Raw genomic sequence first — 25,696 nt, 5'->3', positions numbered from 1 at the left:
GCTAGCACTTAGATAGCTTCGGGGCGTTTTCAAGGGGTGGGGCAGAAGGAGAGCGGGCAGAAGTTGCTCCTAAGTCGCCTTATATATTTGAGAAATAACGGAAATTCTTGCGAAATTCACAATGCGTGAAAACCGAAGGCGCTACCGATTGGGCCCCGCGCATCCGGCCGTTTCTGGAGAAACACGCTGCGCCAACTTCTTGACGCCCGCCTCTTGCAATTTTCCGAAAACAAGTTTCGTCGCGTCATAACATCGTGAGACGCGCCTCGCCGGCCCGCATCTCGCCCCCGGCGCGGTCGAACCGGAGATAGGCGATGGCCCGGTCCCCCGCTCGGGTGAAGAGCTGGCCGACCCTGCGCTCGTCCACGGTGATCTCCGCGCCGCATTCCGCCGGCCCTTCGATGCGCACGGTCGCGAGCCCCTTGCGCAGTTCCGTCTTGTGCTTCATCCGCGCGGTGACCTCCTGCCCGACATAGCATCCCTTTCTGAAATCGACGCCGTCGAGCCGTTCGAACCCCGCCTCTAGAATGAAGGTATCGGGCGTCAGTTCGATGCCGGTTTGCGGGATGCAATGGGCCACCCGGATCGCGTCCCAGTCGGTGCCGTCTTCGCCCGAGCCTTCGCCATAGAGCCGCCAGCCCAGATCGGGATGGCGCGGGTCGGGCAGCGCACCTTCGGGAGCCGGACCGGTTCCGCGATAGACCTTGAGATCGGAGGGTGCGATCGCGACATCGGCGCGCAGCTTGTACATCGACAGCCGCTTGATCGTGGGCTCGGCGATGCTCTCGTCGAGGTCGATCACGATAGCCTCGCCCTGCTGGAGCAGAAAGAAATCCGCCAGGTACTTGCCCTGCGGCGTCAGCAGCGCGGCATAGACCAGTCCTTGCGACAGCTTGCGGAGATCGTTGGTGACCAGCCCCTGCAGGAAATGTTCCCGCTCGGAGCCGGTGATTTCATAGAGGATACGCTCGCCCATGGAATACTCCTTTCCCGAGGGATGTAGGGCGCGCCCCGCCCGATGTCAGCCTCAGTCGAGAAGCTGCATCCGGCACAGCGCGGCATAGGCTCCGTTCTGGGCCAGCAGCGTCTCATGCGTGCCTTCCTCGACGACCCGGCCCTCGACGACGACGACGATCTTGTCGGCGTTGCGCACGGTCGAGAGGCGATGCGCGATCACCAGCGTCGTGCGCCCGGTGCTCAACTGGGCCAGCGCCTCGGCGACCTTCGCCTCGGACACGGTATCGAGCGCCGAGGTGGCCTCGTCGAGCAGCAGGATCGGCGCGTTGCGCAGAACGGCGCGAGCGATCGCCACCCGTTGCCGCTGCCCGCCGGAGAGCGCCGAGCCGCGAGGGCCGGACGGGGCGTCGATCCCGTCGCTCAGAAGATCCGTGAACTCGGTGACATGCGCCGCCTCGAGCGCGGTGCGCAGCGTCTTCGGCAGCACGTCGTCGCGCCCGAGAAGGACGTTCTCGCGGATCGTTTCATCAAAGAGGGCGGCATCTTGCGAGACGGTCGAGAATTGGCGCCGCAGATCGGCCAGATCGAGCTGCGGGAGAGGGGTGCCCCCCAGCGAGACGATGCCGCTGTCGGGATCGACAAGGCGGGTGAGCAGATTGAACACGGTGGTCTTGCCCGCGCCCGACGGGCCCACGAGCGCCGTGGTCTGTCCCGCCTCGGCGGTGAAGCTCAGCCCCCGCAGCACCGGCCTGTCGCCGTAGCGCAGATGCACGTCCTTGAGCTCGATCCGGGTCGAGGCCGGAACGGGCGCGGGCTGGGCAGGGGAGAAGATCGAGGGCTTCATGTCGAACATGCGATAGACGCGCTCGAGGCTGGTCGCGGCGGATTGCCAGCTTCCGCTCATGTTCGCGAGCCGGCGCAACGGCTGGAACGCCAGCGCCATCGCCGTGAAGAAGGACATGAATTCACCGACCGAGCGTTCGCCCGACAGGATCTGCTGGCCGCCGAGGACGAGCACGATGAAAAAACCGAGCCCGGTCATGATGTCGATCATCGCGGGCACCGTGCCCTGAACCGCGACCGTCTTGATGAGGGCCTTGCGGAGCTCCTGGACGAGCTTGTCGAAACGCGAGGTCTGGTACTCTTCGATCCCGTTGAGTTTCACGGCCAGGATGCCGTGGAAGACCTCGTCGAGACGGGTTGCCCTGTCGGACGCGCCCTCGCGCATCTGGCGTGTCTTGCGGCGGATGTAGCGCTGCGCCATCTTGGTGGGCAGGATCAGCAGAGGGGTGCCGATCAGTGCGCCGAGCGTCCAGATCGGATCGATCGAGATGGCCACTGCGAAAAGCGAGACCAGAGCGATCGTGTCTCGACCCGCCCCGGTAATGAAGGTCTGCCAGACCCCCTGAAGCGCTTGCGTGTCGCCGAGCACCCGTTCCATCAAGGCACCCGGCGAGTAGTCCTGGTAGAACTTCTGATCGAGCCGGAGCACATGGCGCAGCAGGTCGATCTGCATGTCGCTCGAGGTACGGAAGGCCACGTTCGACATCACCGTGCGCGACAGCACGGAGGTCACGGCGCGCAGCAGGAATAGCCCGAAGATCCCGAAGCCGACCCACCAGATGAGATTGGATTCCCCCTGGATGAAGACCTTGTCGAAAAGTGGCTTCAGAAGCCAGCTCAGCGCGCCGAGTGTCGAGCCTTCGACCACCAGAAGCAGGGCCGCGACAATGACCCACGGCCAGTGCACATGCAGGTAGTCGCGCCACATGCGGGAGAAGAGCCGTCGGGAGTCATATGGATCGGGAGTCTTTGCCACGAGCTTTCGTCACGTTGAGCGCCTTGCGCGCGGGTCAGCCCCCGCCTTAACGCGAGTGAGGGGGGGCGTGCAAGCGCAGCGGCAATTGACGCAGCGGGGTGGGCGGATTACCGATTGTCCGTTCAGCTTGACGGAGATCCCAGATGAGCCTTGCCCAGGGGCGTCCCTACCTCGCCATTCCCGGCCCCTCGACGATGCCCGACCGGGTGCTCGCTGCGATGCACAGGCCCGCTCCCAATATCTACGAGGGTGAGATCGAGGAGATCGCCGCACGCGTCGCGTCGAACCTGCGCAGGGTCGCGCTGTCCTCGAGCCATGTCGCGATCTACATCGCGAACGGGCACGGCGCCTGGGAGGCTTCGATCGCCAATGTCTTCTCGCGGGGCGACAAGGCCCTCGGGCTGGTGACGGGGCGGTTCGGCAATATCTGGGCGCTGAGTTGCGCCGCGATGGGCGTCGAGGTGGAGCGGCTCGATTTCGGGCTCAAGGCGCCGGCCGATCCCGCGCGCGTCGAGGCGGCGCTGCGCGCGGATCCTCGGCACGAGATCAAGGCGGTCCTGCTTACCCATGTCGATACCGCGACTTCGGTGCGCAATGACGTGGCTGCGGTCCGCGCGGCGATCGACGCGGCGGGGCATCCCGCGCTGCTGATGGTCGATTGCATCGCGTCGCTGGGCTGCGACGAATTCCGGATGGACGACTGGGGCGCGGATGTCATGGTCGCCGCGAGCCAGAAGGGGCTGATGACGCCGCCGGGTCTGGGTTTCGTGTGGTTTTCCGACAGGGCGCTCGAGGCGAACCGCAAGGCCGATCTCGTCACTCCCTACTGGAACTGGCAGCCTCGGGCTTTCCCGGAACTCGTCTACCAGTATTTCGGCGGCACCTCGCCCACGCATCATCTGTTCGGGCTCGACGAGGCGCTCAAGATGATCCTCGAGGAAGAGGGGCTCGAGCATGTCTGGACCCGTCACGCGACGCTCGCGCGTGCCGTCTGGGCGGCCTTCGAAACCTGGGGGAAGGAGGGCGATATCGCGCTCAACATCGCCGATCCGGCACATCGCGCCCATTCGGTCACCGCGGCGCGGATCGGCGCAGGCGGGGCGCAGAGGTTGCGCGGTTGGCTCGAGACCCAGGCCGGGGTGACGCTGGGGATCGGGCTTGGCATGGCCGAACCCGGAACGCCCGAAGCCGGAGATTTCCTGCGCGTGGCGCATATGGGCCATGTGAACGCGCATATGACGTTGGGCGCTCTTGCGACGATGGAAGCCGGGATGCAGGCGCTCGCGATCCCGCATGGTCAGGGTGGGCTCGCGGCGGCGGCGGCCGCAGTCGCGAGAGGCGCGGGTCAGGCCTGACCGTGACGCTCGATCCAGTCGGTGAGCCAGTTCACCTCTTCGCGCGCCTCGCGCGAGATCCTCGGCGTTTCCTCTTGTGGCGACGAGACGCGCGGGTCGCGGGTGATCGAACCCGATCCGGCATAGGCGCCGAAGGTCAGGGCAAAGGCCAGCGGGCTGAGCATCGCCATGCGGCGGTTGCGGGACTTGCGGCTCATGGGCTCCTCCTGTTCACGCTGGAAAGATGCGCCTGCCTTTGCCGCGCTTCAACTCACCAAACCGGGAGATCGGGCCGGAGCGGCCCTTTCCTGCCCATGGCTTGAGCGGAAATGTGCGCGTCGCGAGGAAGGGGGCCGTCTGGGGCGTCTATCGCGACTGTCCGGCGCGGGCCGATGCCAGCGCCTTGGGAAGCGCTTCGGCAAACGCCTCGAGCTCGGTCTCCGGGCCGACCGAGACCCGGATGCAGCGATCCTGAGGAGCGATGAAAGGCATCCGGACGAACACGCCAAGTTCGCCCAGTTCGCGCAGAACGGCGCGCGCGAAATCGCCGTCCGCCCCGCAGTCGATCGCGACGAAATTCGTGGCCGAGGGCAGGGCCTGCAGACCGTTCGCTTCCGCGATCTCGCCGATCCGTTCGCGCGCACCGGCGACGAGCAGGCGCATATAGGCCTGCCAGGTGCGGTCCTCGAGCGCGGCGAGCGCGCCGGCCTGGGAAATCCGGCACATCCCGAAATGATTGCGGATCTTGTCGAAGGCGGCAATCAGCCCGGGCGCACCAAGGGCATAACCCACCCGCGCACCCGCCATGCCATGCGCCTTCGAGAAGGTGCGCATCCGGATCACCCGCGGGTCATCGGCGTCGATGCGCGCCTCGGTCCCTTCGGGGGCGAACTCGACATAGGCCTCGTCCAGAACCATCAGCGTGCCCTCGGGCACGGCGGCGATCATCGCCTCGACGGTGGCGCGGTCATGCCAGGTGCCCATCGGGTTGTCGGGGTTCGAGAGATAGACGAGCTTCGCGCCGACCTCGGCCGCCTTCGCGATCAGCGCCTGCGGGTCTTCACGGTCATCCTTGTAGGGAACCTTGTGCAGCACGCCGCCGAAGCCCGCGACATGGTAGTTGAAGGTCGGATAGGCCCCTTCCGAGGTGACCACCGCATCGGCCGGCTCGATCACCAAGCGGCAGAGATAGCCCAGAAGTCCGTCGATCCCTTCGCCCACCAATACGTTCTCGATCCCGACGCCATGATGGGCGGCGAGAGCGGCGCGCAGGTCGTGGCTGGTGGAATCGCCATATTTCCAGACCTCGCCCGCCGCAGCCGCCATCGCCGCGATCGCGCGGGGAGAGGGGCCGAAGCCGTTCTCATTCGCCCCGAGCCGTGCCGCGAAGGGGCGTCCGGCATTGCGTTCCTGGTCCTCCGGGCCGACGAAGGGCACGGTGGCGGGCAGGCTGTCGACGAGTTTCGTGTAGCGAGGTCCGGTCATGGCACAAGGCGTAAGGCCAAAGCGGGTTTGCGGCAAGGGGCTTGCGGAACCCTGCGCTGGCAGGTGAGCTTGTTAGGCGTTAGCCTTCGAAATGTCACCATGCGGAAAGCCAGCCGATGAGCGCCAGCGACCCTTCCTTCGCCACGACCGTCTTTCAGGCGCTGACCGGGGACCGGCGCGGGGGAACGAAGGAACTCAGCGACGGGGCCGCGCGCCACGAGCCCGCGAATTTCCTGCGCCATGTCGCCTCGATCTCGATGACGAAGCTCGCCGACGGGCTGATCGACCCGAAACTGGTGCTGAGCTGGCTGATGCAGGCGGTCGGCGCGCCTGCCGCGCTGGTGAGCTGGCTGGTGCCGGTGCGCGAGGCGGGCTCTCTCCTGCCGCAGCTTTTCACCGCGCCGCATATCCGCAAGATGCCGCAGCGCAAATGGGCCTGGGCTGCGGGCAGTCTCGGGCAGGGCCTGGCCGCGGCCGCGATCGTCGGGATCGCGATCACGATGCAGGGGATGGGCGCAGGGCTTGCGATGCTCGCGGCGCTGGCCGTTCTGGCGGTGGCGCGTTCGGTCAGTTCGGTGAGCTACAAGGACGTTCTGGGCAAGACCGTGGACCGGGCGCGGCGCGGCACCTCGACGGGCGTCGCCACCACGATCTCGGCCGGTGGGGTGATCCTGTTCGCGCTGATCCTGATGACGGGGGTCGTGGAGCGGATGAGCCTCGTCATCGGGGCGATCTCGCTTGCCGCGCTGCTCTGGATCGGAGCGGCGCTGGTCTTTTCGACCCTGCGCGAAGAGGACCAGCCCGGCGAGGATGGCCAGGGGATCGCGCTGCGCGAGCTTGCGCTTTTGTGGCGCGACCGGGATCTGGGAAAATTCGTGATCGCGCGGGTCCTGCTGCTGCCGACCGCGCTGGCGCCGCCCTATATCGTGCTGCTCGCGACGCAGGCGGGCGACGACCGGTTCGGGGCGTTGGGCGCGATGGTCCTGGCCTCGGCGCTGGCCTCGCTGGTCAGTTCCTATATCTGGGGACGGCTGGCCGACCGGTCCTCGCGCAGGGTGTTGATATTCACGGGGCTCGTCGGAGCGGTCTTCCTGTCGTTCGCGGTGCTGTTCGATCTTTTCGGACTGATGGGGACGATCTGGGCCGCGCCGGTCGCGCTCTTCGGGCTGATGATCGGCTATCAGGGCGTGCGTCTGGGGCGGGCGACCTATCTCGTCGACATGTCGCCCAAGGACAACCGCGCGGCCTATACGGCGGTCTCGAACACGACGGTGGGGGTGATGCTGCTGGCCTTCGGCGCAGCAAGCTCGGGGCTCGCGGTGTTGGGTCCCGAGGCGGTGCTGATCCTCTATGCTGGGATCTGCGTCGTGGCCTCGGGTGTGGCTTACACGATGAAGGAAACCTCACACTGAACGAAAACGGCCCGAGGCTTGTCGCCCCGGGCCGTTCTTTTTCGAAATGGTATTGTGTCAGCCCAGCTCGGCCAGACGCGCCACGGCCTGACGGACCTTCTCGGCCTCTTCCTCGGCGCGGGCGAGGTTCTCGCGGGTTTCCACCACGACCTCGGGATCGGCGTTCTCGATGAATTTCGGATTGTTCAGCCGGCCCTTCATGCCGCCGATTTCCTTTTCCATCTTGCCGAGCGCCTTTTCCAGACGTGCCTTCTCCTTGCCGATGTCGATCACCCCTTCGAGCGGCAGCCCGAAAAGCGCGCCCTGCGCCGGGATCGAGATCGCCCCTTTCGGCACGGCTGCCTCGGTGATGCTCTCGACCCGCGCGAGGCGGAAGATCAGCGCCTCGTTATTGGCGAGCGCGGCGCGTGCGGCGTCGTCCGCCTCTGCCAGGACCATCGGGAGTTTCAGCCCGACCGGGACGCCCATCTGGGTGCGGCTCGAGCGGATGGCGTCGATCAGGTCGATCACCCAGTTCATCTCGCGATCGGCCGCCTCGTCGACCAGATCTGCAGCCGTGTAGCTCGGCCAGTCGGCATGAACGAGCATCTTGGTGCGGTCGCCCTGCGGCGCGGTCAGCTCCCACAGCTCCTCGGTGATGAAGGGCATGATCGGGTGCAGCAGCGTATAGCACTGATCGAGCACCCACCGCATCGTGGCGCGGGTTTCTTCCGCGTGTTCGCCATCGAAGAGGGGCTTGGCGAATTCCACATACCAGTCGCAGACCTTGCCCCAGACGAAGCCGTAAAGGCCAAGTGCCGCGTCGTTGAAGCGGTAGGCGACGAAGGCTTCGTCAACCAGTTCGCGCACTTTCGCGGTCTCGCCGATGATCCAGCGGTTCACGGTATGCGTGGGCTGCGGGATCTCGGTGACCACGGGGCCTTCGAACACGCCGTTCATCTCGGCGAAGCGCGTGGCGTTCCAGATCTTCGTGCCGAAGTTGCGATAGCCCTTGATACGCTCTTCGCTCAGTTTCAGCACGCCACCCAGAGCCGCCATCGCGGTATTGGTGAAGCGCAGCGCATCCGCGCCGTATTCGTCGATGATCGTGAGCGGATCGATCACGTTGCCCGCCGTCTTCGACATCTTCTTGCCCTTCTCGTCGCGCACGAGCTGGTGCAGGTAGACGGTGTGGAAGGGCACCTGATCCATCACGGCCAGTTGCATCATCATCATCCGCGCCACCCAGAAGAACAGGATGTCGAAGCCGGTCACCAGAACATCGGTCGGGAAATACTTGCGCATCTCCTGCGTGTCCTCGGGCCAGCCGAGCGTGCCGATCGGCCAGAGGCCCGAGCTGAACCAGGTGTCGAGCACATCCGCATCGCGCCAGACCGGGTAGATCAGCTGCGTCGGGTCCTCGGTCATCTCGTATTGCGCAAGGCTCGCGGCCAGTGCCTCGATCGCGGCATGACGGTCGGCCACCTCGACGATCCGCGCCGCGTTGAGCGGCGTCGGCAGCGCGGCATTCGCCGCCTTGAACCAGCCGGTCACCGACTCGAAATCCGCCGCGCAGTGATAGCGGTCGTCACGATGCACCATCTTGGTCTCGACGAGCAGCCGGCCCATCTCCACCAGGTCGATCGTCCCGTCGCCCTCGTCATCGCGGAAATCAGGCGCTTCCATGTCGAGACCGTACCAGACCGGGATCTGGTGGCCCCACCAGAGCTGGCGCGAGATGCACCACGGCTCGATATTCTCCAGCCAGTGGTAATAGGTTTTCTCGCCCGCCTCGGGCAGGATCACCGTGTCGCCCTTGCGCACCGCGTCGAGCGCCTTGCCCACGATCTTCTCGGCATCGACGAACCACTGGTCGGTCAGCATCGGTTCGATCACGACCTTCGAGCGGTCGCCGAAGGGCTGCATGATCGGCTTGCTCTCGACATAGGGGATCTCGGCCGGCTCGCCTTCGTCTTCCGCCTTCGGATTGGCGATCATCACCGCCAGTCCTTCTTCGGTGATCTGGCGCACCACCGCTTCGCGCGCCTCGAACCGGTCGAGCCCGCGCAGCTCCTCGGGCACGAGATTCAGGCTGTCGATCTCGGCTTCGGTAAATTCCGCCCCGCGCGAGATCTCCATCGCGCGCGCCGCGCATTCCTCGTAGGACAACCCGTCCGCGCGCATCGCGCCCCTGGTGTCCATCAGGCGATACATCGGGATGCCGCCCCGCTTCGCGACCATGTAGTCGTTGAAGTCATGCGCCCCGGTGATCTTGACCGCGCCCGAGCCGAAATTCGGGTCCGGGTATTGGTCGGTGATGATCGGGATGAGACGGCGATGCTCCTTCGGGCCCACCGGGATCTCGCAGAGCTTGCCCACGATCGGCGCGTAACGCGCGTCCGAGGGATGCACCGCCACCGCACCGTCGCCCAGCATCGTCTCGGGGCGGGTGGTCGCGATCGAGATATAGTCGCGCTCCTCTTCGAGGATGACGTTCCCGTCCTCGTCCTTCTCGCGGTAGATATAGGTCTCGCCCCCCGCGAGCGGGTATTTGAAGTGCCACATGTGGCCGGCGACCTCGATATTCTCGACTTCAAGGTCGGAAATCGCGGTCTCGAAATGGGGGTCCCAGTTCACCAGCCGCTTGCCGCGATAGATCAGGCCCTTCTCGTACATGTCGACGAAGACCTTGATCACAGCGTCATGGAAATTGCCTTCATTGCCCTCAGGCGCGCCGGGCGCGCCCGACATGGTGAAGGCGTTGCGCGACCAGTCGCAGGAACTCCCTAGCCGCTTGAGCTGGTTGATGATGGTCGAGCCATACTGGCCCTTCCATTCCCAGACCTTCTCGAGGAATTTCTCGCGGCCCAATTCGGTGCGCTTGGGCTGCTGGGTCTTGGCCAGTTCCTTTTCCACCATCAGCTGGGTCGCAATGCCCGCATGGTCCTGACCCGGCTGCCAGAGCGTGTCGAAGCCGCGCATCCGGTGCCAGCGCACGAGAATATCCTGGATCGTGTTGTTGAAGGCATGGCCCACATGCAGCGCGCCCGTGACGTTGGGCGGCGGGATCATCACGCAGAAGGTCTCGTCGCGCGAGGCATTCGCGCCGGCCTTGAAGGCTCCGGCCTCTTCCCATTTCGCGTAGATCCGCGGCTCGGCGGCGGCGGCGTCGAAAGTCTTGTCCATCGTCATGTCAGGCATCCTTGGCTCGGCTTGAGCGCTGTTTAGCCCGGCGCGGGGGCGAGGAAAACCCTTCGCGGGAAGGGATGGAGGGGAGGGGGCGCTGCCCCCTCGCGGCTTGCGCCGCTCACCCCCGGGATATTTGGAGCATTTGGAAGGATGAAGGCTATTGTTAACCGTCCTGCCGTAGAGAGGGGGAGCGGGACAGGCGGGGACGCCGATGGCCGCGCATTTGGAAGCGCCAGGCTTGCCCTCCCCTCTGAGGAACGAGCCGGGCGTTTTTCCTTCCTCTTGACGAAAATATCCCGGGGGGCTGGCGCAGCCAGCGGGGGCAGCGCCCCCTCCCGGGCCCTGGTCCGTCTCAGAACGCGGGCTCAGAACGCGCGGTCGAGCTTCGTGGTAAGGTGGATCAGGCTCTCGGAATTCTGCACGCCCGGGATCTCCCCGATCACGTCGAGCACGTGATCGAGCGCCTGGGTCGAGTTCGCCGCGATCTGCAGCAGCAGATCGACGCGACCCGAGGTGGTGATGATGCGCTCGATCTCGGGGATGGTGCGGAGTTTCTGCAAGATCGCCGCCTGCACCCGCAGGTCGATCTCGAGAAGCGCGGTCGCGCGCAGCCGTCCGGCCTTTGCCTCCTCGCCGAGCTTGACCGTGTAGCCCGCGATAACGCCCGAGGTCTCGAGCTTCTCGAGCCGCGCCTGGATCGTCGAGCGCGCTACGCGCAGGCGGCGCGCCATCGTGGCGAGCGACATCCGTGCGTCGCCCGAGAGGAGGCCGAGAATCTTCTGATCGAGTTCATCCATGACAACACCATGCAATTTGACCGGCATCTTCGTCAATGTAACGAAGATTCGCGTCATTTTTGTTCTTTTCTCCGGTGAGTTTGTGTTCCATATCGCGCAACATCGAAAGACAGGAAAAGGGCGGCTCATACGTACCTTGCCTGCGGACTGGTTGAAACGCGTAAGCGCTCTCCCAACCCGCGAAAGGGGCAAGAGGTGGCTGCCACTCATTGGCGAAGGAGAAAGCCTATGGGACTGTCGAAGACGATCTGGGCGAACCCCGTTGAAGTCATCCGCACCAAGCAGCCGGATCATCCCGTGCTGGTCTTTGCGCCGACCGTGCTGCAAGCCACGGCGCGCCGGTTCCTGCGCGGCTTCCCGGGCCTCGTGACCTATGCGGTCAAATCGAACCCCGACGAGATGGTGATCGAGAACCTCGTCGCCGCGGGCCTGCGCGGTTTCGACGTGGCGAGCCCCGCCGAGATCGAGATGATCCGCCGGATCGCGCCGAATGCGGCGCTGCACTATCACAACCCCGTCCGCGGCCGCGACGAGATCGCCTTCGCCGTGGCGAAGGGCGTGAAGACCTGGTCGGTCGATTCGATCTCGGAGCTCGACAAGCTGATCGAGATGGTCCCCGCCGCAGGCTGCGAGATCTCGGTGCGCTTCAAGCTGCCGGTCGCGGGCGCGGCCTATAATTTCGGCGCGAAGTTCGGTGCGACCGCGGAACTGGCCGCGGTGCTACTGTCGCGCGCGGCGGCGGCGGGTTTCATCCCCTCGCTGACCTTCCATCCGGGCACGCAATGCACCGATCCGATGGCGTGGGATGCCTATATCCGCACCGCCGCCGAGATCGCGCGCAATGCCGGGGTCGAGATCGCACGCCTCAACGTGGGCGGCGGCTTCCCGAACCACCGCTCGGTGGGCCCGGCGCCGGCGCTCGAGGAGATCTTCGCGCTGATCGACCGCGTGACCGGCGAAGCCTTCGGCGCGGCGCGTCCCGCCCTCGTCTGCGAGCCGGGCCGCGGCCTGGTGGGCGATGCCTTCGTGCATGTCACCCGGATCAAGGCGCTGCGCGATGGCGAGCATGTCTTCCTCAATGACGGCGTCTATGGCGGCCTCGCCGAGCTTCCGCTCATCGGCAATATCGACCGCATCGCGGCGATCTCGCCCGAGGGTGTGATCCGCTCGCAAGAGGCGCGTCCGCGCATCGTCTTCGGCCCGACCTGCGATTCGGTCGACCGGCTGCCGGGCGAGCTCGGGCTGCCGACCGATATGGAAGAGGGCGATTTCGTCGTCTTCAAGGGCATGGGCGCCTATTCGAGCGCGACGAATACCCGCTTCAACGGTTTCGGCCAGCTCGAGGTGGTCACCGCGCTCAGCCTCGATTTCTGAGGCCCCGATCGCGCCCGGCGCGCGCGACATTGGGATGTGAAAATTAACCAGCCTTGCCCTAGGATATCCGGGGCAAGGTTTTTTCTTTCGCGGGAGGCATTTGGGTTTGCGGGGGCTGTTCGAACGCCTGATCTCGGCTTTCCGGCGCTACAGCCCCGAACGGGCGGAGGTGCGGCAGGCGCCGCATGGGCGCGAGCCGCTCGATCACGTGCTGCTGCTCGACGGCACGATGGGCTCGCTCCGCTCCGATCGTCTGACCTCGATCGGGCTTATCTATCGCTTCCTGCGCAGGGCCGCGCCTAGGGCTTCCGTCTATTACGGGCGCGGGCTGCAATGGCGCGAATGGCACGACATTTCGGATGTCTGGTTCGGCTGGGGCGTGAACACGCAGATCCTGCGGGCCTATGGCTGGCTCGCGATGCGCTACCGTCCGGGCGATCGGATCTTCCTGATCGGCTATTCGCGGGGGGCCTTCGCGGCACGTTCGCTGGCGGGGATGATCGAGCGGGTGGGCCTGCTCCGGCCCGAGCACGCGATCGAGCGCAACACCCGCCTGGCCTGGCGCCATTACGAGGGCGAGACGCCTGAGCCGATCCTGAACGGGTTTCGCCGGACGCTCTGCCACGAGGCGGTGCCGATCGAGATGGTCGGGGCCTTCGATACCGTGCAGGCGCTCGGGGTCCGCTTGCCGTTCTTCTGGCTGGTGAGCGAGGCGCGGGTGCGGTTTCACGGCCACCATCTGGGCGAGAGCGTCAATCACGGCTATCAGGCGCTGGCGCTCCACGAGACCCGGTCGGTCCTCGAGCCGTTGATCTGGAAGAGCGACACGACCGGCGCGACCCGGCTCGAGCAGCGCTGGTTCGCCGGTGCGCATGGCGATATCGGCGGGCAGCTGGGCCATTTCGCCGATGCCCGGCCGCGCGCGAATATTCCGCTCGTCTGGATGCTGGAGAAGGCCGAGGGGCTGGGGCTCGCGCTCCCGCCCGGCTGGCAACAGGAGTTTCCGCGCGATCCGAACGCGCCTTCGGTGGGGACATGGCGCGGTTGGGGCAAGCTGTTCTGGCTCCGAGCGCCCCGCGTGGTCGGCATCGACCCGAGCGAGGCATTGCACGAAAGCGTCGAGCTGTCCGAGAAAGGCGGCGTCGCGATCTTCCGCCCGCGGATCCTGCGGCCCGAGATCCGGCGACTCGACGAACCCGCCGCGCCGATCTCAGAGCCCGGGCGTCATGATGAAGCAGGTGGCGGTGCCCGTCGCGTAGAGCCGTCCGTCCTCGACCCCGCGGATCTCTCCGCGCGCGACGCCGGTTGAGCGGCCGATATGGTCGAGCTGGCCCACGCCGATCACCTCGGTGCCGGGCTTGATCGCGCGGATCAGGTTGACCTTGAATTCGAGCGTGGTTTGGGTCTGGCCCTGCTTGAGCCCGGTGATCACCGCGCAGGTCATCGCCGTGTCGAGCGCCATCGCATACCAGCCGCCATGCACACCGCCAAAGGCGTTGGTCTGCGGCAGGCCCGGTGTGCCCCGCACGGTGACGCGGCCTTCCTCGACCTCGGTAATGCGATAGGCCATCGACTTCTGCACCGTGGGCGAGGGTGCCTCGCCGGCCACCATCTTGCGCATGTAGTCGAGCCCCGACATCGAAAGAACCTCCTCAAGCGGGAGGAAGTCTTCCGGGCTTTCGGCGAAATACTGTTCGGGCATCTGGGGTCCTTTGCGTGTCGGGCCTTAAGCTATCGTGGCGGGATGGAAAGGGAAGGGGGGAGGTAGGTGGGTGAGGAGAATGGCGGCTTGGGGACCATTGCGGTCATTGGTATTCAAATGCGATGGTTCCCACCATGCCCAAGATGACCTTGCATATCATCAATGCTCGCCATCAGCTTGCCAACATGGATGAATGGCTTGCAGAACGGCTACACGATGCTTTCTCAGTGTCTGCGAAGTATTTGCCGTTGCGAGATACAGATGTGATCGTGAAGGCTGGGAAAGCCGTCATTCCCGAGAAAGGGCATCTGGGGTATGCTCCCGATAAGGGCCTGATCTATGTCACCGTAGATCCAGAAAACCCGATCCTGCGGGCAAACCCATCACAGTCCTTGGAACGGATGCTGGCGCACGAGCTGCATCACTCCTCGCGATGGGACGGCCCAGGGTATGGCCATACGCTCGGTGAGGCCCTTGTTTCTGAGGGATTAGCGGGGCGCTTCGCGCAGGAAGCTTATGACGGCGAGAGCGAGCCTTGGGAGCAAGTGCCAGTCAGCACCTTGCGCCCTTACTTTTTCAAAGCTCAATCTGATTGGCAAAGCACCGAGTACAACCACGCTGACTGGTTCTTCGGATCACAGGAGTTCCCAGCATGGGTAGGATACTCCCTCGGCTATCAAGTAGTCGGCCGTTATCTGGCCGAAAATAGCAACGCCCGGGCTTCCGAGCTGGTCCACGCGGATGCTCTCGATTTTCGTGCATTCCTCGAAGCCGTCTGACCGTCCGCAACGCCCCCCCACGCCATAAGAAAAAGGGCCCAGCCGGGCCCCTTCCATTCTCTCCGATCCGCCACCCTTTCAGGCGACGTTCTCCAGCACCGCCTCGGGCGTGACGCCGAGCGCATGGCACACGTCGCGGGTCAGGCCGGGGCGGTTGAGGGTGTAGAAATGCAGATCCTCCACGCCGCCCTCGATCAGCTTGTCGCAAAGCTCGGTGCACAGCGCGGTGGCCAGAAGCTGCTCGCGATCGTCGCGGATCGCTGCCTCGAAGGCTTCCTCGACCCAGGCCGGGATCGACGTGCCGCAGCGCAGGGCGAAATTCTTCGCCCCTTTCCAGGACTGGATCGGCAGGATGCCGGGGATGATCTTCGCCTCGATCCCTTCCTTCTCGCAGGCATCGCGGAAGCGGAAGAAGGTTTCGGCCTCGAAGAAGAACTGGGTGATCGCCGAGCTCGCGCCCGCCTCGACCTTGCGCTTGAGAAAGCGCACGTCGGCATGGATGTCGGCGGCGTCGGGATGCGGTTCGGGATAGGCCCCGGCGCGGATCGTGAAGCGGCCATCCTCGGCGAGCGCCTCGATCAGTTCCACCGAGGAGGCGAAACCCTCGGGATGGGGCGTGAACTTCCCCTGACCCTTCGGCGGGTCGCCCCGCAGCGCCACGATCTCGGTCACGCCGACCTCGGCATAGGAATTCACGATTTCCATCGTCTCGGCGCGGGTCGCCTCGACGCAGGTCAGGTGTGCGGCGACGTTGAGACCGTAATTCTTGTGGATCGCGCCCACCGCCTCATGGGTCAGCTTGCGCGTCGTTCCGCCGGCCCCGTAGGTGACGGAGACGAATTCGGGCTTGAGCGGTGCGAGCACCTGCGCGGTTTCCCACAGCCGGAAAGACGCGTCGAGCGTCTGCGGCGGGAAGAATTCGAAACTGACCTTGGGCGTCGTCATGGGAATCTGTCCTTTCGTTCCGTCCCTTGTGCCAGATCGGGCTTTGTGAGACAAATTCATATTCCTCACAATGGTTATGAGTGTAGCAACAAGATGCATCTCGAGTTCCGCCACCTTCGCACGATAAAGGCGATTCACGATGCGGGCGGTCTGGCCCGTGCGGCGGATATCCTTCACATAACACAAAGCGCCCTGTCGCACCAAATCAAGGGGCTCGAGGATCAGGCCGGGGTCGAACTTTTCGTGCGCCGCTCGAAACCGCTGAAACTCTCGGCGGCGGGGATGAAGTTCCTGCGGCTGGCCGAACGGATCCTGCCCGAGATCGCCGCGACCGAGGCCGAATTCGAGGCGCTGCGCTCGGGACGTGCGGGACGGCTCCATATCGCGATCGAGTGTCATGCCTGTTTCGACTGGCTCTTCCCGGTGCTCGAACAGTTTCGCCGCGCCTGGCCCGAGGTGGATATCGACATCCGCCCGGGCCTCGCCTTCAATGCGCTGCCCGCGCTGATGCGCGAGGAGGTCGATCTGGTGATCTCCTCCGATCCCGAGAAGCTCGACGGGATTACCTTCAATCCGCTCTTCGATTACGCGCCGACCTTCATCGCCGCGTCGAATTCCCCGCTCGCCGAGAAGCCCTATGTCACGGCCGAGGATTTCGCCGACCAGACCCTGATCACCTATCCGATCGACCGGGGCCGCTCGGATGTCTTCTCGATGCTGCTGACCCCTGCGCGCGTCGAACCCCATGCCCATCGCCAGGTCGAACTGACCGCGGTGATCCTCATGCTCGTCGCCTCCGGGCGCGGCGTCGCCGTTTTGCCCGACTGGGTCTTGCGCGAGGTGAAATACCAGTCCGATTACATCACCCGGCCGGTCACCGAAAAAGGCCTCACCAAGCGCCTCTATGCCGCGACGCGGACCGAAGAGGCGACGGAGCCCTTCATGGCCCATTTCCTGCGCCTTGCCCGGACTGAACCCGTCAAGCTTCAGCGCGCGTGAAGGTCATCGCGCCGAAAAATACCCCGATGGTCGGGCAAGCTTCGGCGGGCCGGTGCGGCGGCACGCTGCGCCCATGCGCCAAAGCCCTTGGATTTCGCGCGCAACCCTTGTAAGGCACCCGCTTGAAACTCAAGGAGCCCTCCCGATGCAAGGCAGCGCAAATCTCAACCTGATGATCAAGGCCGCCCGCAAGGCCGGCCGCTCGCTGGTCAAGGACTTCCGCGAAGTCGAGAACCTTCAGGTGTCGGCCAAGGGGCCGGGCGATTTCGTCTCGAAAGCCGATCGCGAGGCCGAGCGCATCATCAAGGAAGAGCTGCGCGGCGCGCGCCCGTCCTATGGCTGGCTGGGCGAGGAAACCGGTGAGGAGGATGGCGAGGATCCGACCCGCCGCTGGATCGTCGATCCGCTCGACGGGACCACGAACTTCCTGCATGGTCTGCCGCACTGGGCCGTCTCGATCGCGCTCGAGCACAAGGGCGAAGTGATTGCGGGCGTGATCTTCGACGCGGCGAAGGACGAGATGTTCTATGCCGAAAAGGGTCTTGGCGCCTATATGAACGAGACCCGCCTGCGCGTCTCCGGCCGTCACAAGATGATCGAGTCGATCTTCGCGACCGGCGTGCCCTTCGGCGGCCGCTCGACCCTCCCGGCGACGCTTCAGGACCTCGCGAAACTCATGCCGCAATGCGCGGGCGTGCGGCGCTGGGGGGCGGCGGCGCTCGATCTCGCCTATGTCGCGGCGGGCCGCTACGAGGGTTACTGGGAGCGCGGGATCAACGCCTGGGACATGGCTGCCGGGCTGATCCTGGTGAAGGAAGCTGGCGGCTTTACCGAGGCCGTGCGCGAGGGCCGCTCGATCTTTGAATCGGGTTCGGTGATCGCGGCCAATGCTGCGACCTTCCCCACGCTCGCGAAAGTGCTCCGCGAAAACGATTGATTTTGCGGGGTTTTCTCCGCTTGATCCGGGTGTTCCCACAATGTTCACCTCTCGTTCACCTTCTTTTGGCAGCGTGATCCGGTTGCCAAAGGAAGGACACTGCCATGTTCCAGCAAGAATTCGGCGCTCACGCCCCGGCCGCGCTCGCCGGGGTGCCCAAGCCCCGCTCCACCCCGCTTGCGGCCGCGTTGGAGGAGTTGCGCGAGGCCGCCTGTGATCTCGCCTTCGCCGAGGCCGCCGATCTGATCGCGCGAAACCGGATCATGATGATCGACGGGATGATCGCGGGCTGCGAGGCCGATGCCGCGGAGGCGGGGCCGGAAACCGCCGGTGCACTTTGCGACGCGGTGTCGGGTCTGCGCGAGGACCGCGCCTCGCTGGCCGAGACCCTCTCGCTCGAGACCGCCTATCGCGACGATCAGCGCGCCGAAGCACGCACGCGCATTCGCAAGGCGCAGGGACGCCTGCGCAGTCTTCTGCAACTCGCCGAGCGGCGGCTCGATTCGCCGCCGACCGGAATTGATGCGGATGACCTGGAGGACAGGGCGCGCGAAAGCCTTCGGTTCGACGCGGACGAGCTCGCGCAGATCGCGCGGCAGGAGGCGCGCGCCCGGCTCAGCGACGGCTTCGCGGCCTCGCCGGTCTATGGCGAGCAGGGAGTGCCCGAGCTTCCCCATTCGGTCGCGGCACTTGCCAGGCGTCTCGTGGAAGACGCGCGGGGTCAGCTGTTCTGAAAAGGCGTCGGCCCGGACCGTCCGGGATGGTCCTGGCCGCCCTGGAGGCGGGGAAAACCTCTATTCCTGAGTCAAAAATAAATATGGCGGGGTTCGCCATGCATGGTAACGTCGATTTGAAGGGGCAATGAGCATCTGTCGGGAGGCAGAGAATGATTCAGGAATTCAAGGACTTCATCGCCAAGGGCAATGTCATGGACATGGCCGTGGGCATCATCATCGGCGCGGCATTCACCGCGATCGTCACCTCGCTCGTGAGCGACCTCATCAATCCGATCATCGGCGTCGTGACGGGCGGGATCGATTTCTCGAACCTCTTCGTCAATCTCGGCGAGGGCCAGTTCGACTCGCTCGCCGCGGCGCGCGAAGCCGGCGCTCCCATTTTCGCCTATGGCGCCTTCATCACGGCGGTGATCAACTTCCTCATCATCGCCTTCGTGGTCTTCATGCTGGTGAAGATGGTGAACCGCGTGAAGGCCGCGGCCGAACGGCCCGACGACGTGGCGCCCGAGGTGCCGACCGGTCCGAGCGAACTCGATGTGCTGCTCGAGATCCGCGACGCGCTGAAGAAGTAGACCCACGCGCAGAGCGAAAAGGAAAAGGCCCGGGAACGCCCGGGCCTTTGTTCTCTGAATTGGGGGGATCACTCCGCCGCGTGCAGAAGGCTCGCAGTCTCATGGAGCGGCAGGTCGAGCGCCTCGGCCACTGCCGCATGGGTGATTTCGCCGGCATGAACGTTGAGGCCCGCGGCCAGATGCGGATCCTCTGCACAGGCGCGCTCCCAGCCCTTGTCGGCCAGCGCGAGCATGAAGGGCTGAGTGGCGTTCGAGAGCGCGAGCGTCGCGGTGCGCGCCACCGCGCCCGGCATGTTCGCCACGCAGTAATGCATCACGCCCTCGACCTCGAAGATGGGGTTGTCATGCGTGGTCGGGCACGAGGTCTCGACGCAGCCGCCCTGGTCGATCGCCACGTCGACGATCGCCGCGCCCGGTTTCATCGTCTTGAGCATCTCGCGGGTCACAAGTTTCGGGGCAGCCGCACCGGGGATCAGAACCGCGCCGATCACCAGATCCGCCTGCGCCACGAGCGCTTCCGTCTCGGCTTTCGAGGAATAGGCCGTGCGGAAGGTTCCCCCGAAGACGTCATCGAGATAGCGCAGCCGCGGCAGCGAGCGATCGAGCACGGTCACATCCGCCCCCATCCCGGCCGCAACCCGCGCGGCATTGGTTCCGACGACGCCGCCGCCGATGACGACGACCTTCGCAGGTGCCACGCCCGGGACGCCGCCCAACAGCACGCCGCGCCCGCCATTCGCCTTCTGCAGGGTCCAGGCGCCCATTTGCGGCGCAAGGCGGCCGGCCACCTCGGACATCGGCGCCAGCAGCGGCAAGGTGCCATCCCTGGCGGTCACGGTCTCGTAGGCGATGCAGGTGGCGCGCGAGTCCATCAGATCGCGGGCCTGTGCCTCGTCGGCGGCGAGGTGAAGATAGGTGAACAGGATCTGTTCTTCGCGCAGCATCTTGCGCTCGGAGGCCTGCGGCTCCTTCACCTTGACGATCATGTCCGCCGTCTCGAACACCGTCTTCGCGTCGGCGACGATCGCCGCGCCGGCAGCCGTGTAATCGCTGTCGGCGAAGCCGGCCCCGAGCCCCGCGCCGGTCTCGACGACCACCTCATGGCCATGCGCCACGGCTTCCTGAGCCGCTCCGGGGGTTAGCCCCACGCGGAATTCCTGTGCCTTGATTTCGCGCACCGTGCCGATCTTCATCGCGTTTCCTCCTCCAATATGACTGGAATGTCCTGGGTCCCATATTGCGGCCGAAGCCGAACAAGTGCTTTGATTTTTCGCGATTGTCCGAGGAGGCTTGCGCCGGTATCTTCGATGAAACGCACAAAAATCGGCAGAAATTTGCATGGATCATAATCTCGACGCAACGGATCGGCGCATTCTCATGGTGCTTCAGCGGCAGGGACGAATCTCGAATGCCGAGTTGAGCGAACGCGTGAACCTCTCGCCCTCCGCCTGCCACCGGCGGGTGCAACGCCTCGAGGAGGAGGGGTTCATCGCCGACTACGTGGCGCTCCTGAATGCGCGCAAGCTCGGGCGCACCACCACGGTCTATGTCGAGATCAAGCTCGCGAGCCAGGCCGACGAGGTGCTCGATGCCTTCGAGGGTGCGGTATTGAAGGTGCCCGAGGTGCTGGAATGTCACCTGATGGCGGGGGCTGCGGATTATCTTCTCAAAGTGGTCGCCGAGGATACCGAGGATTTCGCGCGGCTGCACCGGGCGAAGCTCGCGAACCTGCCGGGTGTGGCCCAGATCCAGTCGAGCTTCTCGCTCAAATGCGTGCAGTCGACGACGGCGCTGCCGGTCTGATCAGCCGCGCCAGAAGCGGGGCAGGAACAGCACGAGGATCGCGAGCATGCCGATCCGGCCGAGCAACATCGCGAGCGTCATCAGCCAGGTCGCGACATCGGAGAAATCGGCCATCGTGCCGGTACGCGCCACCATCGGGCCGATGCCGTAGCCGATATTGCCGAGCGCCCCCCAGGTCGCGAACAGCGCCGAGACGAAATCCGCCCCCGTCATCGAGATCCCGACCGAGATCACTCCCAATGCGAGGATATAGCCGGTGAAATAGAGGATCAGCGAGGAGAGCACGTCGTCTTCGAGAAGCTTGCCGCCAAGCCGGGGCAGGATCACCCTGTGCGGGGCGTGCAGGCGGCGCACGGCGGTACGGATCACCGCCCCGAGCGCCTGCCAGCGGAACACGGAAAGCGCGCCGGAACTCGACCCGGTGCAGCCGCCGATAAGCCCGACCCAATAGGAGAGCACGACGCCGAAGCTGCCCCAATCGGTGACATTCGCGGTGCCGAACCCCGTTCCCGTCATGATCGAGGAGAGATTGAAGGCGGCGGAGCGGAAGGTCGCTTCGGGCGTGTCGGGTGCATGGGTGTAGCGCCAGACCAGAAGCGCGCTCAGCGCGATCGCGAACCAGCGCAGGAAGGCGCGGATTTGCGGGTCGCTCCAGAACGGTCGCATCTGGCCGTTGCCGAGCTGGACATAGCGGATGAAGGGCAGGGCCGAGGCCAGCATGAAGAGAATGCCGGCATATTGCGCGCTGGGCGAGAAATTCGCGAAGGAGCTGTCATGGGTGCCGAACCCGCCCGTCGCGATCGTCGCCATCGCGTAGCAGATCGCATCGAAGGCATTCATCCCTGTCGCGCCATAGCTGAGCGCGCAGGCCGCGGTCAGCGACAGGTAGACCCAGAGCAGCGAGCGGGCGATATCGCCGGCGCGCGGCATCACCTTGCCGAGCGTGTCGAAACCTTCGGTCTGGAAATAGCGCATCCCGCCGATGCGCAGGACCGGCAGGAAGATCATCGCGACGAAAGCGATCCCGAGCCCGCCGAACCAGTTCAGCATCCCGCGCCAGAGCACCACCGAGCGCGGCAGCTTGTCGAGATGCTCGAAGACCGTATAGCCCGTGGTGGTGATCCCGGACGCGGCCTCGAAATAGGCATCCGTGAGACTCACATAGGGAGCGCCGTCGATGAAGGGGAGGCCCGCGAAAAGCGGCAGCAGAAGCCAGATCGCGGCGGTCAGAAGATAGGCCTGCCGGGTCGTGAGGCCGTCCGAACGGTCCCCCTGCGTGGCGAGCGCGAGCAGAACCCCGGTGAGGGTCGTCTCGATCGCGGCTTCGAGGAACGAATGCCAGTTGGCTGCGCCGTCGAGGATGTCGAGCGCGGTCGGAACCGCCATCGAGACGCCGAGCGCCGCGAGGATCAGGCCGAACAGGTGCAGGACGGGCCGGAAATCGGACATGGTCTAGAGCGGTTCCAGCCAGACAGTCATCGTGTGGCGCTAGGGTAGGGGCCGGATCGATTTAGGCAAGAAGGAAAAGATCGGTGCAGAATCGTCGCCTCTGGATACCAAAAACCCCCGAGGCAGGCCACGGGGGTCGTCGGTGCGGGCAAGCCCGCCAGCATTTTCAGGCGCCGGTGATCGGCGCGGGCGGCTCAGAGAGCGCCTTCGCGCTGGGCCTTCTTACGTGCCAGTTTACGGGCACGGCGGATGGCCTCGGCTTTCTCGCGCGCTTTTTTGACCGAGGGTTTCTCGAAATGCTGCTTGAGCTTCATTTCGCGGAACACACCCTCGCGCTGAAGCTTTTTCTTCAGAGCACGGAGCGCCTGTTCGACGTTATTGTCGCGAACGCTGACCTGCATGTGGTGTCACCACCTTCCTAAGTTAGAGTTGCAGTTGCTTGCAGGAGCGCTCCATATAGTCAGCAAATGGCGGCTTGTCTACCGCCCAGATCGGAGGAAACGCGATGAAAAACGACCATATCGACGTGGAACGCGCGAGATCCGAGCTTCTTGCGGCGATCAAGCCGCATGTGCCCTTCGATGGCTGGTCCGAGCCCGCCTTCAAGATGGCGGTCTCCGATCTCGGGCTCGATCCGGGACTGGCGCGGGTGGTCTGCCCGCGCGGCGCGGTCGATCTCGCCGTCGCCTATCACCGCGAGGGGGATGCCGAGATGCTGCGCCAGCTCGAGGCGGCAGATCTGTCGGAGCTCAAGTTCCGTGACCGCGTGGCACTCGCGGTGCGATTCCGTCTCGAGGCCTCCGACCCTGAACTCGTGCGGCGCGGGGCCGCGCTCTTCGCCCTGCCTCAGAACACCACGACCGGGTCGAAGCTGATCTGGGAGACCTGCGACAAGATCTGGCGCGCGCTCGGCGATCGCAGCGAGGATTACAACTGGTATTCCAAGCGCCTCACCCTTTCGGGCGTCTATTCCGCGACCGTCCTCTACTGGATGGGCGACGAGAGCGAGGATCACGCCGAAACCTGGGAGTTTCTCGATCGGCGGATCGGCGATGTGATGCAGTTCGAGAAGGTGAAGAGCGCCGCGATGAAACTGCCGATCCTGCCGAAGCTCCTGAGCGGGATCCGCGCGCCGAGAGGCACCCAGGACATGCCCGGAAAGGAGACCCGCTGATGAGCCTGCCAGAGCAGATGCGCTGCATCGAGATCAGCGAGCCCGGCGCGCCGGAAGTTCTCGTCGAGGCGAGCCGCGCGGTGCCCGTGCCCGGCCATGGCGAGGTCCTGATCGAGATCGCCTATGCGGGCGTGAACCGTCCCGACGCGCTGCAGCGCGCGGGCGCCTACAATCCTCCGCCGGGCGCCTCGGACCTGCCCGGGCTCGAATGTTCGGGGCGGGTGGCGGCGCTCGGCCCCGGCGTGACGAGCTGGAAGGTCGGGGACGCTGTCTGCGCGCTCCTTCCCGGCGGCGGCTATGCGCAATACGCGACCTGCCCGGCCGAACACGCCTTGCCGGTGCCTGCGGGGCTCGACCTGAAATCGGCGGCCTGCCTGCCCGAAACCTGTTTCACCGTCTGGTCGAACGTTGTGATGCGTGGCGGGCTCACGGCGGGCGAGCGCTTCCTCGTGCATGGCGGCTCGTCCGGTATCGGCACCACCGCGATCCAGATCGCGAAGGCGCTTGGCGCGCGGGTCTTCACGACGGCCGGCACCCAGGCGAAATGCGCGGCCTGCGAGGCGCTCGGAGCGACCGCGATCAACTACAAGACGGGTGATTTCGTCGATGTCCTGCGCGCCGAGGGCGGCGCGAACCTGATCCTCGACATGGTGGGGGGCAGCTATATCGCGCGCGATCTCAAGGCGCTGGCCGATGACGGGCGGCTGGTCTTCATCGCCTTTCTCGAAAGCCCGAAGGCCGAGATCAATTTCGCGCAGGTGATGATGCGACGGCTCACGATCACGGGCTCGACGCTGCGCCCGCAATCGGTCGCGGCGAAGGCCGAGATTGCGCGTCAGCTGCGCGAGAAGGTCTGGCCGATGGTCGAGGCGGGCAAGCTGCGGGTGATCCATGACAGCACCTTCCCGCTTGCCGAAGCCGCAAAGGCCCACGCCCGGATGGAGAGCAGCGAGCATATCGGCAAGATCGTCCTCGAAGTAGCAGACGCGTGAGCCTGCCTTCCCATCGCGCTTCGCGGACCCCATACTCGAAGGGAATGCAGACGCGATGGAGGACGCAATGAGCAAGGGAAAATTCGAGTTTCTCGACGGCTATCCGGCGGATGTCCTGGCGATCGAGGCGGTCGGCGAGATCGGTGCGGACGCCTATGAACACCATCTGATCCCCGCGCTGGAGGCGAAGATCGCCGCCGAGGGCAAGATCAAGCTGCTCTACGTGATCGGCGATCGGTTCGACGGGTTCAGCGCGAAGGCGGCCTGGGACGACGCGCGGTTCGGCCTGACGCATCTGGGCGATTTCGCGGCGCTTGCGTTGGTCAGCGACATCGAATGGGTCCGGCTCGGCGTCCAGGTCTTCGCGCCGATGATCCCCGGCGCCTTCGCGGTGTTCCATGTCGCCGAGCTCGACAAGGCGAAGGCGTGGATTTGCGAGGCGGGCAAGCCGCGCGAGGATCATTCCCACGACACGGACGCGACGCACAAGCTGCCGACGCTCGAAGACAAGCAGCCGCCGATGGGCTGATCAGCGGATCTTGTCCATCAGCGCATTGGGCAGGGCGCAGTCGCGGATCACGTCGGCGCCGCAGCGGCGCGGCGCCAGATCCCTGCTCAGGCAGACCCGCACTTCCTGGATGCGGCCGGATTTGCAGGTGATCGTGACCTCGTCGGCATCGAGCCCGGGATTGGTTTCCAGAAACGCCTGCTCGACGATTTTCGCGGGAAGCTTCACGTCGCGGTCGAGACGTTGGAAGACCGGCGGGATGGTGATGCTCTCATAGGCCTTGCGCGCGGTCTCGAAATAGTCGCTGGCCGAAAGGCCCGCGCAGCGCCCGTGCTTCTTCCATTGATACCACGCGGTGCCGGGGGCGCCCATGATGTCTTCCATCTCCGCGGTTTGCTGGCGCGAGGGATCGCGTGCACCGGTGCGGCAATAGCTCGGCCAGCCACGTTCGTATTGCGGCCAGAGCCCGTGCAGCACGAAGGCATAGTCGTTGCGCGGATCGCATTGCGGGGAGTTGCGCGCGTCACCTTCCAGCGCGCACCAGGTCGGCGACCAGCTCAGCGACAGGACGTAATAGTCGAAATCGCCCGCCCGTTCGCCCTCCGCATGGGCGAGACTGGCACCGAGGATAAAAGCGGCGGCGAGTGTGAGGAGTCTCATTTTCTCTTTTCTCCGGGCCTTCGAACGACTATATGAACCGGCAATTCCCCTTCCAGAAATGGACCGCGGCAGGGAATTCCCGCGCCGCAGCCG

The 25,696-nt window shown here is 65.2% G+C and carries 25 protein-coding genes; 13 read left to right on the top strand and 12 right to left on the bottom strand.

From position 1 onward, the window contains the following. Positions 1-244: 244 nt before the first annotated feature. Together ygfZ and DW2_RS05760 are read right to left on the bottom strand one after the other, a co-directional pair. Complete coding sequence (gene ygfZ / locus DW2_RS05765) at positions 245-976, bottom strand: CAF17-like 4Fe-4S cluster assembly/insertion protein YgfZ (protein WP_038144389.1); 732 nt, start codon at positions 974-976, stop codon at positions 245-247. 51 nt (positions 977-1,027) lie between these two features. Next, positions 1,028-2,776, bottom strand: coding sequence for an ABC transporter ATP-binding protein (locus DW2_RS05760; protein WP_038144387.1), 1,749 nt, complete (start codon positions 2,774-2,776; stop codon positions 1,028-1,030). A 143-nt stretch (positions 2,777-2,919) separates the two neighbouring features. Between DW2_RS05760 and DW2_RS05755 the strand changes: the two genes are divergently transcribed. Beyond that, positions 2,920-4,131 carry a pyridoxal-phosphate-dependent aminotransferase family protein gene (locus tag DW2_RS05755; protein WP_038144385.1) on the top strand — a complete coding sequence of 404 codons (1,212 nt, stop codon included), beginning with the start codon at positions 2,920-2,922 and terminating at the stop codon, positions 4,129-4,131. On the opposite strand, the gene DW2_RS05750 is transcribed toward DW2_RS05755, so the two are convergent. Both DW2_RS05750 and DW2_RS05745 read right to left on the bottom strand, forming a co-directional pair. After that, positions 4,122-4,328: a hypothetical protein gene (locus DW2_RS05750; RefSeq protein ID WP_038144383.1), complete on the bottom strand. Its 207-nt coding sequence runs from the start codon at positions 4,326-4,328 to the stop codon at positions 4,122-4,124. The genes DW2_RS05755 and DW2_RS05750 overlap by 10 nt on opposite strands. A gap of 148 nt (positions 4,329-4,476) precedes the next feature. Beyond that, positions 4,477-5,595: a pyridoxal phosphate-dependent aminotransferase gene (locus DW2_RS05745; RefSeq protein WP_038144381.1), complete on the bottom strand. Its 1,119-nt coding sequence runs from the start codon at positions 5,593-5,595 to the stop codon at positions 4,477-4,479. A gap of 116 nt (positions 5,596-5,711) precedes the next feature. On the opposite strand from DW2_RS05745, the gene DW2_RS05740 reads away from it, so the two are divergent. Next, a complete protein-coding gene (locus tag DW2_RS05740) occupies positions 5,712-7,007 on the top strand; it encodes an MFS transporter (protein WP_038144379.1) in 1,296 nt (431 codons plus the stop codon). Positions 7,008-7,064: 57 nt separating this feature from the next. Here the strand turns inward: DW2_RS05740 and DW2_RS05735 are convergent, their stop codons facing one another. Together DW2_RS05735 and DW2_RS05730 are read right to left on the bottom strand one after the other, a co-directional pair. Next, positions 7,065-10,178, bottom strand: a complete 3,114-nt coding sequence (locus DW2_RS05735) for a valine--tRNA ligase (RefSeq protein WP_038144377.1) — start codon at positions 10,176-10,178, stop codon at positions 7,065-7,067. Positions 10,179-10,540: 362 nt separating this feature from the next. Next, on the bottom strand, positions 10,541-10,972 hold the full coding sequence (locus DW2_RS05730; protein ID WP_038144375.1) for an Lrp/AsnC family transcriptional regulator: 432 nt from the start codon (positions 10,970-10,972) through the stop codon (positions 10,541-10,543). Between the two features lie 228 nt (positions 10,973-11,200). On the opposite strand from DW2_RS05730, the gene DW2_RS05725 reads away from it, so the two are divergent. Both DW2_RS05725 and DW2_RS05720 read left to right on the top strand, forming a co-directional pair. Then, the gene (locus DW2_RS05725) at positions 11,201-12,346 is read left to right on the top strand and encodes a type III PLP-dependent enzyme (RefSeq protein WP_038144373.1); all 1,146 of its coding nucleotides are present in this window, start codon (positions 11,201-11,203) and stop codon (positions 12,344-12,346) included. 106 nt (positions 12,347-12,452) lie between these two features. Beyond that, complete coding sequence (locus DW2_RS05720) at positions 12,453-13,655, top strand: DUF2235 domain-containing protein (protein WP_238321269.1); 1,203 nt, start codon at positions 12,453-12,455, stop codon at positions 13,653-13,655. On the opposite strand, the gene DW2_RS05715 is transcribed toward DW2_RS05720, so the two are convergent. After that, positions 13,557-14,048, bottom strand: coding sequence for a PaaI family thioesterase (locus DW2_RS05715; protein ID WP_038144372.1), 492 nt, complete (start codon positions 14,046-14,048; stop codon positions 13,557-13,559). The genes DW2_RS05720 and DW2_RS05715 overlap by 99 nt on opposite strands. Positions 14,049-14,182: 134 nt before the next feature. On the opposite strand from DW2_RS05715, the gene DW2_RS05710 reads away from it, so the two are divergent. After that, positions 14,183-14,827: a DUF2268 domain-containing putative Zn-dependent protease gene (locus tag DW2_RS05710; protein WP_038144370.1), complete on the top strand. Its 645-nt coding sequence runs from the start codon at positions 14,183-14,185 to the stop codon at positions 14,825-14,827. Between the two features lie 78 nt (positions 14,828-14,905). Here the strand turns inward: DW2_RS05710 and metF are convergent, their stop codons facing one another. Continuing rightward, entirely contained in the window at positions 14,906-15,772 is an 867-nt protein-coding gene (gene metF, locus DW2_RS05705; RefSeq protein WP_038144368.1) for a methylenetetrahydrofolate reductase [NAD(P)H], read from the bottom strand. A gap of 93 nt (positions 15,773-15,865) precedes the next feature. On the opposite strand from metF, the gene DW2_RS05700 reads away from it, so the two are divergent. The 4 genes from DW2_RS05700 (at position 15,866) to mscL (ending at position 19,017) form a co-directional block, all read left to right on the top strand. Beyond that, entirely contained in the window at positions 15,866-16,771 is a 906-nt protein-coding gene (locus DW2_RS05700; RefSeq protein WP_038144367.1) for a LysR family transcriptional regulator, read from the top strand. 145 nt (positions 16,772-16,916) lie between these two features. Next, positions 16,917-17,708, top strand: coding sequence for an inositol monophosphatase family protein (locus tag DW2_RS05695; RefSeq protein ID WP_038144366.1), 792 nt, complete (start codon positions 16,917-16,919; stop codon positions 17,706-17,708). 104 nt (positions 17,709-17,812) lie between these two features. After that, on the top strand, positions 17,813-18,442 hold the full coding sequence (locus DW2_RS05690; RefSeq protein WP_038144364.1) for a hypothetical protein: 630 nt from the start codon (positions 17,813-17,815) through the stop codon (positions 18,440-18,442). A gap of 152 nt (positions 18,443-18,594) precedes the next feature. After that, positions 18,595-19,017 carry a large conductance mechanosensitive channel protein MscL gene (gene mscL, locus DW2_RS05685; protein WP_038144362.1) on the top strand — a complete coding sequence of 141 codons (423 nt, stop codon included), beginning with the start codon at positions 18,595-18,597 and terminating at the stop codon, positions 19,015-19,017. Between the two features lie 68 nt (positions 19,018-19,085). Here mscL and ald read toward each other — a convergent pair whose 3' ends face one another. Continuing rightward, positions 19,086-20,210, bottom strand: coding sequence for an alanine dehydrogenase (gene ald / locus DW2_RS05680; RefSeq protein ID WP_038144360.1), 1,125 nt, complete (start codon positions 20,208-20,210; stop codon positions 19,086-19,088). Between the two features lie 145 nt (positions 20,211-20,355). On the opposite strand from ald, the gene DW2_RS05675 reads away from it, so the two are divergent. Next, positions 20,356-20,820 (top strand): Lrp/AsnC family transcriptional regulator, encoded by a 465-nt coding sequence (locus DW2_RS05675; protein ID WP_038144359.1) that lies wholly within the window; start codon positions 20,356-20,358, stop codon positions 20,818-20,820. Here DW2_RS05675 and DW2_RS05670 read toward each other — a convergent pair whose 3' ends face one another. After that, a complete protein-coding gene (locus DW2_RS05670) occupies positions 20,821-22,269 on the bottom strand; it encodes a TrkH family potassium uptake protein (protein ID WP_038144358.1) in 1,449 nt (482 codons plus the stop codon). It lies immediately after the preceding gene. A 194-nt stretch (positions 22,270-22,463) separates the two neighbouring features. After that, entirely contained in the window at positions 22,464-22,670 is a 207-nt protein-coding gene (rpsU, locus tag DW2_RS05665) for a 30S ribosomal protein S21 (RefSeq protein ID WP_010398727.1), read from the bottom strand. A 104-nt stretch (positions 22,671-22,774) separates the two neighbouring features. Between rpsU and DW2_RS05660 the strand changes: the two genes are divergently transcribed. From DW2_RS05660 to DW2_RS05650, 3 genes are all read left to right on the top strand, one after another. Next, a complete protein-coding gene (locus tag DW2_RS05660) occupies positions 22,775-23,443 on the top strand; it encodes a COQ9 family protein (RefSeq protein WP_038144356.1) in 669 nt (222 codons plus the stop codon). Continuing rightward, positions 23,443-24,435: an NAD(P)H-quinone oxidoreductase gene (locus DW2_RS05655; RefSeq protein ID WP_038144354.1), complete on the top strand. Its 993-nt coding sequence runs from the start codon at positions 23,443-23,445 to the stop codon at positions 24,433-24,435. Before DW2_RS05660 ends, DW2_RS05655 begins: the two co-directional genes overlap by 1 nt. Before the next feature lie 67 nt (positions 24,436-24,502). Then, on the top strand, positions 24,503-24,964 hold the full coding sequence (locus DW2_RS05650) for a SpoIIAA family protein (RefSeq protein ID WP_051855493.1): 462 nt from the start codon (positions 24,503-24,505) through the stop codon (positions 24,962-24,964). On the opposite strand, the gene DW2_RS05645 is transcribed toward DW2_RS05650, so the two are convergent. Then, a complete protein-coding gene (locus tag DW2_RS05645; protein ID WP_038144353.1) occupies positions 24,965-25,603 on the bottom strand; it encodes a ribonuclease T2 family protein in 639 nt (212 codons plus the stop codon). It lies immediately after the preceding gene. Between the last annotated feature and the right edge of the window lie 93 nt (positions 25,604-25,696).

The sequence above is a fragment of the Thioclava atlantica genome (assembly GCF_000737065.1).
GTDB lineage: Bacteria > Pseudomonadota > Alphaproteobacteria > Rhodobacterales > Rhodobacteraceae > Thioclava > Thioclava atlantica.
Note: the sequence above shows the minus strand (reverse complement) of the source record. Positions and strands in the feature narration are given on the sequence as shown.

Coding starts and splice junctions, on each gene's coding strand:
- ygfZ (WP_038144389.1), bottom strand. CDS start 976: ATGGGCGAGCGTATCCTCTATGAAATCACCGGCTCCGAGCGGGAACAT.
- DW2_RS05755 (WP_038144385.1), top strand. CDS start 2,920: ATGAGCCTTGCCCAGGGGCGTCCCTACCTCGCCATTCCCGGCCCCTCG.
- DW2_RS05750 (WP_038144383.1), bottom strand. CDS start 4,328: ATGAGCCGCAAGTCCCGCAACCGCCGCATGGCGATGCTCAGCCCGCTG.
- DW2_RS05745 (WP_038144381.1), bottom strand. CDS start 5,595: ATGACCGGACCTCGCTACACGAAACTCGTCGACAGCCTGCCCGCCACC.
- DW2_RS05740 (WP_038144379.1), top strand. CDS start 5,712: ATGAGCGCCAGCGACCCTTCCTTCGCCACGACCGTCTTTCAGGCGCTG.
- DW2_RS05735 (WP_038144377.1), bottom strand. CDS start 10,178: ATGACGATGGACAAGACTTTCGACGCCGCCGCCGCCGAGCCGCGGATC.
- DW2_RS05730 (WP_038144375.1), bottom strand. CDS start 10,972: ATGGATGAACTCGATCAGAAGATTCTCGGCCTCCTCTCGGGCGACGCA.
- DW2_RS05725 (WP_038144373.1), top strand. CDS start 11,201: ATGGGACTGTCGAAGACGATCTGGGCGAACCCCGTTGAAGTCATCCGC.
- DW2_RS05715 (WP_038144372.1), bottom strand. CDS start 14,048: ATGCCCGAACAGTATTTCGCCGAAAGCCCGGAAGACTTCCTCCCGCTT.
- DW2_RS05710 (WP_038144370.1), top strand. CDS start 14,183: ATGCCCAAGATGACCTTGCATATCATCAATGCTCGCCATCAGCTTGCC.
- metF (WP_038144368.1), bottom strand. CDS start 15,772: ATGACGACGCCCAAGGTCAGTTTCGAATTCTTCCCGCCGCAGACGCTC.
- DW2_RS05700 (WP_038144367.1), top strand. CDS start 15,866: ATGCATCTCGAGTTCCGCCACCTTCGCACGATAAAGGCGATTCACGAT.
- DW2_RS05695 (WP_038144366.1), top strand. CDS start 16,917: ATGCAAGGCAGCGCAAATCTCAACCTGATGATCAAGGCCGCCCGCAAG.
- DW2_RS05690 (WP_038144364.1), top strand. CDS start 17,813: ATGTTCCAGCAAGAATTCGGCGCTCACGCCCCGGCCGCGCTCGCCGGG.
- mscL (WP_038144362.1), top strand. CDS start 18,595: ATGATTCAGGAATTCAAGGACTTCATCGCCAAGGGCAATGTCATGGAC.
- ald (WP_038144360.1), bottom strand. CDS start 20,210: ATGAAGATCGGCACGGTGCGCGAAATCAAGGCACAGGAATTCCGCGTG.
- DW2_RS05675 (WP_038144359.1), top strand. CDS start 20,356: ATGGATCATAATCTCGACGCAACGGATCGGCGCATTCTCATGGTGCTT.
- DW2_RS05670 (WP_038144358.1), bottom strand. CDS start 22,269: ATGTCCGATTTCCGGCCCGTCCTGCACCTGTTCGGCCTGATCCTCGCG.
- rpsU (WP_010398727.1), bottom strand. CDS start 22,670: ATGCAGGTCAGCGTTCGCGACAATAACGTCGAACAGGCGCTCCGTGCT.
- DW2_RS05660 (WP_038144356.1), top strand. CDS start 22,775: ATGAAAAACGACCATATCGACGTGGAACGCGCGAGATCCGAGCTTCTT.
- DW2_RS05655 (WP_038144354.1), top strand. CDS start 23,443: ATGAGCCTGCCAGAGCAGATGCGCTGCATCGAGATCAGCGAGCCCGGC.
- DW2_RS05650 (WP_051855493.1), top strand. CDS start 24,503: ATGAGCAAGGGAAAATTCGAGTTTCTCGACGGCTATCCGGCGGATGTC.
- DW2_RS05645 (WP_038144353.1), bottom strand. CDS start 25,603: ATGAGACTCCTCACACTCGCCGCCGCTTTTATCCTCGGTGCCAGTCTC.